At 64.4% G+C, this 11,838-nt stretch carries 13 protein-coding genes and 1 tRNA gene; 9 read left to right on the top strand and 5 right to left on the bottom strand.

Annotated features, from left to right (window positions below; all coding sequences use genetic code 11):
- Positions 1 to 12: 12 nt before the first annotated feature.
- Complete coding sequence (locus AC1ROK_RS15625) at positions 13 to 1,254, bottom strand: glycoside hydrolase family 5 protein (RefSeq protein ID WP_492848476.1); 1,242 nt, start codon at positions 1,252 to 1,254, stop codon at positions 13 to 15.
- A 116-nt stretch (positions 1,255 to 1,370) separates the two neighbouring features.
- Between AC1ROK_RS15625 and AC1ROK_RS15620 the strand changes: the two genes are divergently transcribed.
- The gene (locus AC1ROK_RS15620) at positions 1,371 to 3,248 is read left to right on the top strand and encodes a heparinase II/III family protein (RefSeq protein WP_492848475.1); all 1,878 of its coding nucleotides are present in this window, start codon (positions 1,371 to 1,373) and stop codon (positions 3,246 to 3,248) included.
- A gap of 224 nt (positions 3,249 to 3,472) precedes the next feature.
- A tRNA-Met gene (locus tag AC1ROK_RS15615) sits at positions 3,473 to 3,549 on the top strand.
- On the opposite strand, the gene AC1ROK_RS15610 is transcribed toward AC1ROK_RS15615, so the two are convergent.
- Positions 3,528 to 3,917 carry a hypothetical protein gene (locus AC1ROK_RS15610; RefSeq protein ID WP_492848473.1) on the bottom strand — a complete coding sequence of 130 codons (390 nt, stop codon included), beginning with the start codon at positions 3,915 to 3,917 and terminating at the stop codon, positions 3,528 to 3,530. The two genes, AC1ROK_RS15615 and AC1ROK_RS15610, sit on opposite strands and share 22 nt — an antisense overlap.
- 25 nt (positions 3,918 to 3,942) lie before the next feature.
- Between AC1ROK_RS15610 and AC1ROK_RS15605 the strand changes: the two genes are divergently transcribed.
- From AC1ROK_RS15605 to AC1ROK_RS15595, 3 genes are all read left to right on the top strand, one after another.
- A complete protein-coding gene (locus AC1ROK_RS15605) occupies positions 3,943 to 4,095 on the top strand; it encodes a hypothetical protein (protein WP_492848471.1) in 153 nt (50 codons plus the stop codon).
- An 863-nt stretch (positions 4,096 to 4,958) separates the two neighbouring features.
- Entirely contained in the window at positions 4,959 to 5,117 is a 159-nt protein-coding gene (locus AC1ROK_RS15600) for a hypothetical protein (RefSeq protein ID WP_492848469.1), read from the top strand.
- 304 nt (positions 5,118 to 5,421) lie between these two features.
- Positions 5,422 to 5,895, top strand: a complete 474-nt coding sequence (locus AC1ROK_RS15595) for a hypothetical protein (RefSeq protein WP_492848467.1) — start codon at positions 5,422 to 5,424, stop codon at positions 5,893 to 5,895.
- 332 nt (positions 5,896 to 6,227) lie between these two features.
- Here the strand turns inward: AC1ROK_RS15595 and AC1ROK_RS15590 are convergent, their stop codons facing one another.
- Entirely contained in the window at positions 6,228 to 6,458 is a 231-nt protein-coding gene (locus tag AC1ROK_RS15590; RefSeq protein ID WP_492848465.1) for a hypothetical protein, read from the bottom strand.
- Between the two features lie 1,296 nt (positions 6,459 to 7,754).
- Here AC1ROK_RS15590 and AC1ROK_RS15585 point away from each other — a divergent pair.
- Positions 7,755 to 7,952 (top strand): hypothetical protein, encoded by a 198-nt coding sequence (locus AC1ROK_RS15585; protein ID WP_492848463.1) that lies wholly within the window; start codon positions 7,755 to 7,757, stop codon positions 7,950 to 7,952.
- A gap of 18 nt (positions 7,953 to 7,970) precedes the next feature.
- On the opposite strand, the gene AC1ROK_RS15580 is transcribed toward AC1ROK_RS15585, so the two are convergent.
- On the bottom strand, positions 7,971 to 8,228 hold the full coding sequence (locus tag AC1ROK_RS15580; RefSeq protein WP_492848461.1) for a hypothetical protein: 258 nt from the start codon (positions 8,226 to 8,228) through the stop codon (positions 7,971 to 7,973).
- A gap of 128 nt (positions 8,229 to 8,356) precedes the next feature.
- Here AC1ROK_RS15580 and AC1ROK_RS15575 point away from each other — a divergent pair, with 128 nt between their 5' ends.
- A complete protein-coding gene (locus AC1ROK_RS15575) occupies positions 8,357 to 8,581 on the top strand; it encodes a hypothetical protein (protein WP_492848459.1) in 225 nt (74 codons plus the stop codon).
- A gap of 221 nt (positions 8,582 to 8,802) precedes the next feature.
- Positions 8,803 to 9,219 carry a hypothetical protein gene (locus AC1ROK_RS15570; protein ID WP_492848457.1) on the top strand — a complete coding sequence of 139 codons (417 nt, stop codon included), beginning with the start codon at positions 8,803 to 8,805 and terminating at the stop codon, positions 9,217 to 9,219.
- A 141-nt stretch (positions 9,220 to 9,360) separates the two neighbouring features.
- Here AC1ROK_RS15570 and AC1ROK_RS15565 read toward each other — a convergent pair whose 3' ends face one another.
- Positions 9,361 to 10,128: a hypothetical protein gene (locus AC1ROK_RS15565; RefSeq protein WP_492848455.1), complete on the bottom strand. Its 768-nt coding sequence runs from the start codon at positions 10,126 to 10,128 to the stop codon at positions 9,361 to 9,363.
- A 437-nt stretch (positions 10,129 to 10,565) separates the two neighbouring features.
- Here AC1ROK_RS15565 and AC1ROK_RS15560 point away from each other — a divergent pair, with 437 nt between their 5' ends.
- Positions 10,566 to 11,822, top strand: a complete 1,257-nt coding sequence (locus AC1ROK_RS15560; protein ID WP_492848453.1) for an ABC transporter substrate-binding protein — start codon at positions 10,566 to 10,568, stop codon at positions 11,820 to 11,822.
- The last annotated feature ends 16 nt before the right edge of the window (positions 11,823 to 11,838 follow it).

The raw sequence follows: 11,838 nt of genomic DNA, 5'->3' as shown, positions 1-11,838 counted from the left end.
CGACTGCCATCCCTACAACCCCAACGCTCCCAGCATCTCCCGGTCCGGCACCGCCGGCCCCGTCGGCTCGATCACGCTCATCCCGTAGGGGTTGGCATATTCCCAGATCGCCCAGGGGATGCCATTGGCCTCCGCGGTCTGGCGCAGCGTCGTGAGGTAGCGCAGCCGGTCGGAATTGAAGGCGCCCATGCGGCCGTCCGGGGTCATCAGGATCACCCCGAACTCCCCCATGAACAGCCGCTCGGGCGGGATGGCGTTGGCCCTGGCCCAGTCGACCGCCTCGCCGACCCGCGCCACCATCCGCGCTTCGTCCCAGCCCTCGGCGAAATACTCATCGATCGCCCCGCCCACCGCTGCGAGGTTGCGCGCCTGCTCCGCTTCGCTGAGCCCCGCCGCCATCATATGCGCCTTCAGCATTTCGACCGTCAGCTCGGCCGAGCCCGATCTCGCCGGCCAGGGCAGCCCCGAGGCGAAATCGCCTTCATTATCAGAGCGCTGGTGGGTGAAGCTGTGGGGCTCGTACATGTGGAAGCTGTAGAGAATGTTGGGGTCGTCGAACCCGGGGCGGATATCGGTCAGCCCGGTAATGCTGCCGCCGCACCCGCCGGTGGCGACAATGGTGAGCTCGGCGCTGACGGCACGCACCGCCGCCACCGTCGCCGTCATGATCTGCTGCCAATCCTCGCTGCCCGAGGCATCGCAGGGGTAATGCGCCGGCTCGTTATAGGGCTCGAACGCCACCCGGTCGTGTCCGAACGGCGCCAGCATGCGCGCCACATCGGCCGTCATGGCGATGTAGCCGGCAATGGCGTCGGAGCCGGCTGGCCCGTTGACCACGTCCATGCCGTATTGCGGCACCTGCGACACCGAGTGGAGGTTGAGCACCACCCTGAGATCAGCGCCCAGCAGCTTCGTCACCGCATCGGCCAGCACCGCCAGCGCTTCCTGGCGCCGCTCGCCCTCGGTCGCCAGCAGCGGACCCGGATCGACCGTCAGCCGCACATAATCGAAGCCCAGCGCGCGGATATCGGTAAAGGGATCGGAGGCCGGCCAGTCGCCGGCCGAGCGCCCGCCGGCCAGCCATTCGGCCACCGATTGGTAGGGCGGCCAGCGATAGCTGCCATCTGCGGCAAGCGGCGACCAGTTGAGCCACTGGTGGATGTTGACCCCGCGGTGCAGCGGCAGCGGCGCGGCGACCGCACTGCCGGCCACGAGCGCCAACAGCAGCACCATCATCCTCCACATCGTGGTCATCGCATCCCTCCGCATCGCGCCCGCGCCGATGTTAACCGCACGATGCGATGCCGAGGTTTCACCCGCGCCGAAATCGCCCTCTATGGTGTATCAGACGTCAAACGCTGGGGGCGCCGATGAAGCTCGGCTGGTACATCAACCGACTGCGCAGCATGGCGCCGGCCGAGGTGCTGCACCGCCTCGGCGAGGCGGCAAAGCAGCGCATTTCGAAGGGCCGGCATGAAGGCTGGGCCCGCTACCCCGCATCAGACACCCTCCCTACCCTGCCCGGCCTGCGTGACCGCCTCGCCGATGCCGACGAGGCCACCCGCGCCGCCATCGCCGCCGCTGCCGCGAACACGCTGGCCGGCCGCTTCAGCGCGCTCGGGCGCGACTGGCCCGAGCGCAACCCGGCGGAGCTGTTCCCCCAAACTCTCTGGCGCTTCGATCCGGTCACCTCCGGCGCCTGGCCCGGCCCCGAGGCCTATGCGCTGGAGATCGATTTCCGCCACGATGGCAGCCGCGGCGATGTCAAATATGTCTGGGAGCTTAACCGGCTGCAGTTCCTCGTGCCGCTCGCCGCCGACCTGCTGCTCACCGACAATGCCGGGGCGCTTGCTGCCCTCGAGGCCGCCATTGCCAGCTGGCACGCCGCCAACCCGCCGTTCCGCGGGGTCGGCTGGGCCTCGGGCATCGAGGTGGCGCTGCGCGCCATCAGCCTCATCGTCGTCGCGAGCCTCGCCGGCGACAGCCTGAGTCCCGGCGCACGGCGGATGATCGGCGAGATCCTCGCCGCCAGCCGCTTCTGGCTGCCGCGTTTCCCCTCGAGATTCTCCTCGGCCAATAACCACCTCGTGGCGGAGCTGGCAGGCGAATACCTCATCGACCTCGCCTATGGCACTGAGCCGCCGGCGACCCGCGCGATGCTGATCGCCGAGATCGACCGGCAGATTCTCGCCGATGGCAGCGGCGCCGAGCAGACCCCGACCTATGCCGCCTTCACCGTCGAGCTGGCCCTGCTCTGCGCTTTCGCAGCACGGGCCGCCGGCGTGCCCTTCTCCGAGAGTTTCGACAACCGGGTCAGCGCCTTCGCCGGCTTTATTGATTCACTTGGCGAGCCACCTCCAGCATTGGGTGATGATGACGAAGGCCGGGTGCTGACGCTGGGTGGCGACGAGCCCGGCTATGTCAGGTCCATCGCCAGCGCCATTGCCGGCTTCCTCGGCGCCCCCGGCATCGCCCCGGCGCCGGGCGACCTGCGCAGCGCCATTTTCGGCCAGCCATCGGCGGTTTCCACCCCGCCCGAGGGCCTCACTACCTTCTCCGATGGCGGCCTCAGCATCTGGCGCGGCGTGCTCGCCGGGCACGCCGCGACGCTCAGCTTCGACCACGGTCCGCTCGGCTATCTGTCGATCGCCGCCCATGGCCACGCCGACGCGCTCAGTGTCACCCTCGCGCTCGACGGCCGGCCGGTGCTGGTCGATCCCGGCACCTGGCTCTATGGCTCGGGCGGCGCCTGGCGCGACTGGTTCCGCGGCACGCCCGCGCACAACACGCTCACCCTTTACGGCCACAACCAGAGCCGCATCTCCGGCGCCTTCAACTGGTCGGACAAGGCAAGAGCCACATGGCTCGGCCCGCTGCACGCCAGCCATGACGGCTACGCAAGAGCCTTCGGCGTCACCCACGAGCGCCGCATCGCCCTCGGCCCCGATGGCTTCGCCATCATCGACAGGCTCAACGGCGGCACCGAGGAAGCCGAGCTGGTGTTCCAGCTGGCGCCAGACCTCGACACCCGGATCGACGGCGACACGGTCACGGTACAACGCGCCGGCACCCCGGTGCTGACCCTCCGTTTCCCCTCCCCCGCCATCGCCATCGCTCGCGGCGGCGACACCCCCGGCCCCGGCGGCTGGGTCGCCCCGCGCTTCGGCGAAAAGCTCCCCGCCGACCGCATCGTCTGGCGCGGCAATGTCGGGCCGGATGGGGTGGCGACGCATGTTCGGGTGGTCTAGCTGAGGGTCGAGGCGTCTTTCACCGGCCGTGCCACGGCGCCCCCTCCCCCTCCTAGCGGACGCGAGACGACGCCCGGTGGCATGCTGCTAAGACGAGGCGTGTTCCGCCCGTCCCCAGCATCCGCGTTGCACACCCCACCAACGCTTGACACCCACCCCCGCCAAACCTAAGAAGGCGCCGCGCATAGCGCCCCGCCGGTGGTCCTTGACCGCCCGCACCTTGGGGCGGAGTAGCTCAGTTGGTTAGAGCAGCGGAATCATAATCCGTGTGTCGGGGGTTCAAATCCCTCCTCCGCTACCATCAATCCCCCCAAGCGACATGGCGGGGTATTGGCCACCACCGATCAGCGAATTCAGCTTTCCCTCGACTCGGATGTGAAGCGGCCCATTCGCGGCCGGCGTCAGGATCACGCGATCGATAAGCTTCCGGATCGGTTCGACGGCCGGGTGCTCGTCGCCGGCCTCGGTTCTCAGCGCCGCCTCGAGCTGGTCGACAGTCGCCAGGTATTCCTTGATCGCCGTCGGGTGGAGCTCCACCACCTTGACCGGCTCACCGACCGTTTTCAGTTTGGCTTCCAGCTCTGCCTTTTCGGCACGCAGCGGCGGCAACTGAGCTGCGGCCTCGTCTTCCGAGACGATCCCCTGCCGCATCATGTCCCAGCCGCCCATGGCTCCGCGCTGCGAGACACGCTTGTTGTCGGGAGCTCTTCAGGCGCTGGTGACGCTCCACAAAGAGCAGTTCCATGAATACCAGTTGCAGGTGGCGCGGGACTACGTCACCCAGGCCGGCGTCATCGAGTTGAAGCGCACATCATCACCGAACGCGGCAGGGTCAGCCACGCCTTGATCGCATCCCATGCGCCACCGATCAGCGCCAGTCCGGTGCCGACCGAGGTGATGCCAGCGATGCCGAGCAGCCAGGATATTCGGCGTCGGTCTCCGTTGGTTCCCGTTGCCAAGGCTCTAGCTATTCAGGGCTGGATTTTCCTTGCTCCCCCGAGGGTCGCGAAGCTGGAGCCCACAGGGCAGGGGTCGTGAGGAGTCGAGTGACGCGGGGCGCGGACTGACGCATTCAGGTTCTGACGCTTTCTGTCACTTCCTGACAGAAACCGACACCTTCGGCCCAGTCGCTCGGAAGTCGCTGACGCCTCGCCTCGAAAGGACTGGGACTTTGCTGCGCGGCTGGGTGGGGGTGGCGGCACCGCCGTGGGGCAGGGATGTGCATGGGATGCGGTGCCGCGTAGTCGGGCGAGGGTTGATCAGCCGACGAGCGGTTGTACCCCACGAGGGGTGACAGGGTCCTGACTCCAGTTTCAGCGAAATTGCAGGTGCGACCAGGACCACAGCGATCGCAGCGGGCGACCCGGCCACAAGGCGCCCGCTGCTAGGGTCGCGTCGAAAGAAGGCTGGATAGCGACCCGATCGATACAGCACCATCACGTCAGCGAGCACTCGGAACAAAAGCTACTCGTGCTGGTTGTCTAGCTGCCGAGACCCCAAGCCTCGGCGATAGAGGACTGCTCTACGGACCCCGGTGCCGCCATGCGCCGGGGTCTAGTATTTATCAGGCCGTTCCAGCAATTTTGCTGACAGACAAGCGCTTTCCCCGCTCCTCAAGGAACCGAGGCTTTTTGCGTTTCGGGAATCTGCTGCGCCACGGCCATGCAGGACTATGACCTTCCCCAAATCGCGATCGACGAGCTCATCCGGTTGTCCAAGGAGGTCGGCACGCCGATCAAGGATCGGCCGGAGTTTCAGATCCTGTGGGACGAGCGCCTGGTGATGGGAGGGGACAAGAAGCGCCGCCACATCACGCAGCGCGGCAAGAGCTGGCTGCAGCGGCGCGGCCTTATTCCCGCAGGGAAGTGAACCGGCACCCTGAGCGTCATCGACCAAGGCGGTTGACAGCACTGGTGCGGCGTTGCTTCGAGCGGCGCGGCGCTTTGGAAGCCGCTCGTCAACGCGGGCGCGTGACAAGCAACCCCTACCTTTTGTGGAGCGCGCAACGGTCGCGACTGGACGTACCAGTTTGACCCCGTGCCGCCGGTGAGGGCCAGGAGCGCTTCGGCGTCAGATTGCTTGAACCTGCAGGAGGCAGATTCCAGCTGCCACGAGGAGCAAGGTCCTATTCATTCAGTAACAGTTCAGCGTCGTCGCCGTACCGGGCCACCCCATGACCCCAACCGCCGAACAACGTCACAGAATCGCCGAGCAGCTAGCGCGCAAAAACCGTGGCCTGCTTACTTGGCTAGGCTTTGGCTTCGTGGCGATACTCGCCATCACCTTCATGGCCTTTGAGCGAACGACAGTTCCCTCGGGTGATGCCGCCAATGCGGCATTCGAACAGCTGCTACAGCCAGCCGGAGAGAACAGGGTCTACAACCTTGACGGTAAGGCGCGGATGGAGCGGAATATAGCGCCGACGGGCGATGTTAAGTGTCGAGTACACACCGACCGGCGAGGTGACCGCGCCTATGACTACGACTGCGTTGCCACGGTGACGGACGCCAAGGGTTGCCGAGGCTTCGTCCCCTTTTACATCGAGACATCCTCTATCGGGCGCATCAGCCGCCCTGTATCGGACTCCTCGGCCGCTGCAATCCTGCAAAGCACCCAGCTCCCTACCGTTACCGACTGCAGTACTTGAGCGAGTCATTGCATGCAATTTTCGATGAGTTCGGCGATCCACTTCGCGCAGCGCAGCGTGAGCTGGCAGCATCGGCGCGGCCTCATTCCGGAGAGCGGGAAGCGCAAGTAGCGCCTATTGAATCTCGCCGCGCTGGCGATAATCTCCCCCTCGATGCTGAAGGGCCGCGGCAGGAGTTGCGCAAGCCGGCCCTATGGGAGGAGCATCATGCTCAGGGGGCGCTACGGTGCCGGCTGGATGCTGGTCGGGTGGCTCGTGATTGTCGCGCTAATCGGAGCGGGCATCTATCTCGTGGGGAACATCGCGCACGTGTTCGGCGGTTGAGCGCGATCTTACTTAGGTGAGCGTCGCTCTCGACGCACCAGCCACACCCGCCCCTCGATCGAGTGTGGCTCATCCTCTTCCTCGAAGCCGAACCAGCCGCGCCAGTAGTTGAACTGCACGCGCTGCAGGGCGGGATCGTCGGTCGGGAACGTCCACCTGGCGAAATCAGGCTCCAAGAACTCGACGTGGGGCTGATCCGGTTCGGGCATACCCGGGTCGGGCAACTTAGCGGTGACCATCGCCGGTCCTGATCTGTCGGCGCACTTCACTCCCCCGGGCTGGTGGAAAAGAATTCGCATAGGAAACAGCGGGGCCCCCTGCGGTAGGCCGCAGTGGGCACCCGCCGTTTGATGCCCCGGGGGCGAAGAGTTACGAGGGGCATCAACGACCCGACCCATCAGCGGGCCGGTTACCGAAGCTGCGCGGTACAGCTTTCTGACACCCGTTTATCCCGCGGCCGCTGTTACGATACTGAGGCCGCTTGTCAGCGAGTTTGCAGGATCGCAGGAACCGCTGGCACCAGAGGGCGTTGTGGCGGGCCAGCGGGTAGAGGAGCCTGCCCTTTCATGCTTTCAGGAGTCCCCGCCTATCAGTTGGGTGCGCACGTCGCCTTGGGCGTGATCCTCTTCCTAGCGATAATCTATGCCCCACTCCTGATGAAGCGATCACCGCCTGCATGGGCGCTAATGGTGGCCGCCGCCTTGGCCGCGCTCCTTATGGGAGCAGCACTGTTCGCCATGTTTGCTGGTCATTGGCCCTTGGCCGGAGGAGCGCTGAAAGCAGGGCTATAGGCCGCCTCACCGAGCGCACTCCTTCGGTGTCAAGCAAATGAAGACGACAACACCGCGCCGGTGCTGTCTCCGGCGCGGTGCTTTGGAAGCCGCTCGTCAAGTGGGGCAATGAAAACGAGCAAGGCGATGTTACGCCGATCGCCTGCCCATGCCAGCCCCAGAATTCAAGCAAATGCGGTAGATCACGGCAATGGCGCCGGCTCGATCTCGACTAGGTCGAACCGCCGGGCCTCTTTACTCCACCACACCTGCTGCCGCCGCGCATATTCCACTGCCAACCCGGCGTGTCGCGCAGCGAACGCGGCCTCCCGATGGTGCCAAAGGTTTACCTCCCGAAGCGCCAGAAAAGAGCCTGACTTGCAGTTGGGATGGGACCAAATGGGAGGCGACGGAGAGTGTTGCATGTCGGAGCAACCTCGCCACTTCTGTTTTGTTCCCGATCCTCCGTTAGTCTGGCACTCCTAGTACATTCCTGTTCGCGTACTGGGAACCGGACAGCGTCGAACGGGTTGAGTCGCCTCCGCAGTAGTGAGGCGCGTCCCATGCCGAAGTTCCCTCCCAAGCCACCGGCATCTAGTGTGCGCACGACTATTGGCGAGGCGATCGGCCGGGCACGAGCCCTTTCGAAAGAAGAGCGGCCCATGTCGCAGCAAGAGGTGGTCCGGGACGTGATCGCCAAGCTCGATCTCCCGACAGCCCTCAAAAAGCGCCTCCGCGAGCGCCATGGTTTGAAGGATAGGTAGGATGGAACGGCTGCTTCAGTTTCCAGCGCGCCCAGTCACCAAGGCCGAGAGCGTGCTTGCACAGGCTATCGCAGTCGTGCAGGCGGCCACGCCCCCGGACAGCGGCATCAGCCGAGAGGAGTTGCTCGACCTGTTGCTGGAGGTCCTCGACGGTCCGGAAGCGCTGGAGGTCTATAATCGGGTTATGCAGACCTACTGACCGGGCCCGATCAACGGGTCACTCCATGTCGGGGATTGCGCCCCACTGAAAGATCACCTCGGGGTCGCCGAACACACCATTGGTGAGATCAGCCGAGCGCGACCAGGCGATCGCGCCGGCATACTGCCCGCTGCCGGCCCATATACGCGCTTCGCGGCCCGCGCGCTCTTCACTCTGCATCTCGCGCGGCTCGAAGGCGGGGCGCAGTTCGCCCTCCTCGTCGCGCACGAAGGCCATGGCCACAATCAGCTTGGTTGGTTTGATCTGGGGTTCCAATGGTCGCTCTCTTCACGCTTTACAGAATGGTAGCGCCGCGTCTGCGAGACCCACAATCCCTCGTGGCTTGCATGCGCGTCAGACCGGGGCATAGCGTTCTGAACTCCACTCACAACGGAGTTTCCATCATGTCCGACAAACCCTACGGCGCCCCAGGCGGTGCCCACAGCTTCAGCGTCGTCACCACCACCGTTGAAGAAGCGACCCAGCACGCTCTCGAGATTCGTGCTCGTGACCGCTCCATCGAGGGCTCCAATGCCTGGCGAGAGCAGCAGCGAGTTCAAGCCGCGATTGAGAAAATGAGGAAAGCCAAGGAGCGAAAGCGGGCACGCAACCCGTACGACTTCCGCTAAAAGGCAAGCGCTTGACAGGCCCCCTGCCCTGTCGTCCATTGCCAACGCGGCGTGATATCAACTCTGGGGCGACGGAGATGATGCGTGGCCCTCAAGGTTGTCAGCAGCCAAACCTCAACCCAGATCGAACGCAATCGCGCGGAGGGTGACCTAGAGTTCCCCTTCGGAACCTGGCCGCCAATGTGATACGCACGGTTCGCGGCGCCGGCCGGCCAGAGGACATGGTCGCGCAGATGTTGGCCTGCCTCGACGCCGCCGAGGCGTACCGGAAGCTCACCGGCCACTATCCGAAGGCCAAGATCTACCGCCGCTTCTTGAACCTCGCCGAGTTCTACTTCGACCCGACGACCTGGGCCGACGAGAGGGAGAAAGAGGCCATTAAGCAACTCGCAATGTCCGGGTATCCGGAACGGATCGAAGGCGAGCGGATGATCCATCGCGGCGCCCTGCAGGTGGCCGCCTCTCGGCTACTCGGGCAGCACGCGCAGGAAGTACTCGGCGACCACGAGATGTATGCCGGCGTGCATCTCCTCAAGGACAGCCTAGTCGTGCAGAACGTCTATTGGCGGCGGCGGATGTCGAGCGAGAAGGCCAACCTGCCTGTAGACGAGGTGCCCGAGGCAGATCCTAACCAATGATGCTACGGCAATTGCAGGTTCATTGAGACGGCGGCCGCGTGAACGAAGTCCTTAAGGGACTTCGCCACAAGGGCAGCCGGGAAGAGGCGATGAAGCGCCGCGCAGCCTAACGACACGCGGGGCTGGGGTTCGCTGCCAGCCCTACTCAGCCGAAACGGCAAGGGGCGCAAGGCTTCTCAGGAACACCTTTACGGCGTCCATCACCTCACGAGCCTCAGCGTCCGTGTACTTGTCGCCGGGGTGCATTGTGTCGTTTCGCCAAGTCTCTTTGACATGCCAGAGATTGCTACGCACCAATGACCATCGTGCGCGATCTTCATCGTCAGGCATTCGCTTAACGGCGTTATCGATGTCCGTCAGCAAGAAGCCCCACCGCTTGTCCACATTCACCACGCCAAGCTGGAGGCATAAGGCTTGCAGGGCGGTCTCCATAGCCCGCATGAGGTGAAAGACGCTGGCAGTATTCCTGGCAACGGCTAGGCACTTCCCGGCTTCCTCTAGGTCGTACTCAGCAGCTGGGAAGGCAGCCACAGATGCATCGCCAAACACCTCTGCCGCTCGCCCGTAATAGGCCGCCGCGCCATTGTCCAACGCGAACAATTTGGCACCCGCAATCTCCTTAGAGAACACGCGGATCACTCCGTCGAGCAGCGGCTCAGCCTCGCGCCAAGTGGTCTTTGAAAGGCGATAGAGAATGTGCTCAACCTCGCCTTGAGTGACCGCTACCTGAAATGCGTCGGCAGCTTTCCTCAGGTCTTTGAGCTGGCTTCTAAATGATCGCGCCGCAGCAGCGCCGATTACCTCGTCCATGCCCGCTCGGTCTCCGAGCCTCGACTCCCGGATAAGCGTCGACAGAGAAGCCAGCACAGTCACCGCCTTTAGGAACGGCTTAGCCTCAATCTGCAGCATGTCCCACAAGCTCCACAGCTTGCCGGGCTCAAACGGCGATTCCCGGTCAGCGCTCACTTCATAGCACTCGCAAGCTTGGATGGCTTTCTAAGACCAGCCCTGCCTTCGAACGCGAACGGCAGGTGAACGCTGGGGGGGATCGCCGGTATCGCGCCTCCGCTACCAGATCCCCAGCATCGCCGAAATTGGCCGCTGCCGCGACGCAGGGTTGTGCAATCGGGATTCCCTTGCGGACACCACCTTGGACTCTTGTCTGCTGCCCCCTCCAAGCCGAGCGCAGAGCCCACAGTTGCGAAAACATGCGAAATACACGGCAAAAGATTTCTCAAATTCGCGAAAAAGATGACGCAGGTTCATCGACTCGACGTTCGAGCGGTTGCTAGCCTCTGGTCACGCCGGCATCACAGGGGATGGCGGCGCGCTGAGGGAGTGCGAAAATGGGAAAACGATACCTGGCCAGCCTTTCGCTGGGTCTGTTGCTGGCGGGGGCCGCGATCGGCCAGGCGGCAGCGGAAGAAATCAACCTTTGGGTGCGGACGTCGTCGGGAGCGGTGCTCCAGGCGTTGGCGGACCAGTTCAATTCCAGCCATGACGACAAGGTCGTCATCACGCAGATCACCGCCGAGCAGATGGTCACCAAGCTCGGCGCATCGATTGCCGCCGGCGCGCCGCCCGACGGCGCAGTGCTCGATCTGATCTACCTGCCGACCTTCGCCGCGACCGACAGCCTCGAGGACATCACCGATTTCATCGATGGGCTGCCTTATGCCAGCAGCATGAGCCCGTCGCACCTGCGCCTGGGCACCTATAACGGCCGCAAATACGCCGTGCCGACGCTGCCCGACGCCTCAGTTATCGCCTACAACAAGGATCTGTTCGCCAAGGCCGGGCTCGATCCCGAGAAGGGACCTGCTTCGTTGAAGGAAGTCGCTGATGCCGCGGCCAAGGTCCGCGCCCTCGGCGACGACATCTACGGCTTCTTCTTCGTCGCCCCGTCGGGCAGCTGGCAGGTCTATACCTTTACGCCGCACGTCTGGGCCGCCGGGGCGGATATCCTCTCCGAGGATGGCCGTACGGCAACGATCGATACGCCCGAACTGCGCAGCGTGCTCGGGCTCTACAACCAGATGTGGAAAGATGGCTCGATCCACCCGACCTCGCGCTCGGGCAATGGCAGCGATGCCGTCGCCGCTTTCGCATCGGGCAAGGTCGGCGTGCTGATGACGGGCTCGTACATCGTCAACCTGCTGACCAGCCAGTATCCGGACGTGAACTTCGGCATCGTGCCGATCTCCGGCCCCGATGGCGGCAAGTCGAGCTTTGCCGGCGGCGATGCCCTGACACTGATGAAGGGGATTTCGGCTGAGAAGAAGGCGGTCGCCGAGGCCTTCGTCGATTTCTACATGCAGCCGGCCCAGCAGGTGTTCATCACCAAGGAATCGGGCATGCCGCCGCGCACCGACGTGGCCGACGAGGCCTATGCGCAGTTCGATCCGCGCAACCTCATCGCCTACAATATGCTGGCCGATGCCAAGACGCCCTACACCTTCGCGTCGGACGAGCTCTTCGTCAGCCGCACGGGGCCGTGGCTCAACCTGCTCAATCGCGCGATCTTCGATGGCGACATCGACGGTGCCATCGCGGCCGGCCAGGCCGAGTTCACCAAGATCCTCGACCGGACCAACCCGCAATAAGTCCTCCCGGACGGGG

Source organism: Devosia sp. GW821-FHT12F11 (assembly GCF_058806655.1).
This window is presented reverse-complemented; position numbering and strand designations above follow the sequence as displayed.

What these genes read in the sequence shown, in the direction of transcription:
- AC1ROK_RS15625 (WP_492848476.1), bottom strand. Translation starts at nt 1,254, where the DNA reads ATGACCACGATGTGGAGGATGATGGTGCTGCTGTTGGCGCTCGTGGCC.
- AC1ROK_RS15620 (WP_492848475.1), top strand. Translation starts at nt 1,371, where the DNA reads ATGAAGCTCGGCTGGTACATCAACCGACTGCGCAGCATGGCGCCGGCC.
- AC1ROK_RS15610 (WP_492848473.1), bottom strand. Translation starts at nt 3,917, where the DNA reads ATGGGCGGCTGGGACATGATGCGGCAGGGGATCGTCTCGGAAGACGAG.
- AC1ROK_RS15595 (WP_492848467.1), top strand. Translation starts at nt 5,422, where the DNA reads ATGACCCCAACCGCCGAACAACGTCACAGAATCGCCGAGCAGCTAGCG.
- AC1ROK_RS15590 (WP_492848465.1), bottom strand. Translation starts at nt 6,458, where the DNA reads ATGGTCACCGCTAAGTTGCCCGACCCGGGTATGCCCGAACCGGATCAG.
- AC1ROK_RS15585 (WP_492848463.1), top strand. Translation starts at nt 7,755, where the DNA reads ATGGAACGGCTGCTTCAGTTTCCAGCGCGCCCAGTCACCAAGGCCGAG.
- AC1ROK_RS15575 (WP_492848459.1), top strand. Translation starts at nt 8,357, where the DNA reads ATGTCCGACAAACCCTACGGCGCCCCAGGCGGTGCCCACAGCTTCAGC.
- AC1ROK_RS15570 (WP_492848457.1), top strand. Translation starts at nt 8,803, where the DNA reads ATGGTCGCGCAGATGTTGGCCTGCCTCGACGCCGCCGAGGCGTACCGG.
- AC1ROK_RS15565 (WP_492848455.1), bottom strand. Translation starts at nt 10,128, where the DNA reads ATGCTGCAGATTGAGGCTAAGCCGTTCCTAAAGGCGGTGACTGTGCTG.
- AC1ROK_RS15560 (WP_492848453.1), top strand. Translation starts at nt 10,566, where the DNA reads ATGGGAAAACGATACCTGGCCAGCCTTTCGCTGGGTCTGTTGCTGGCG.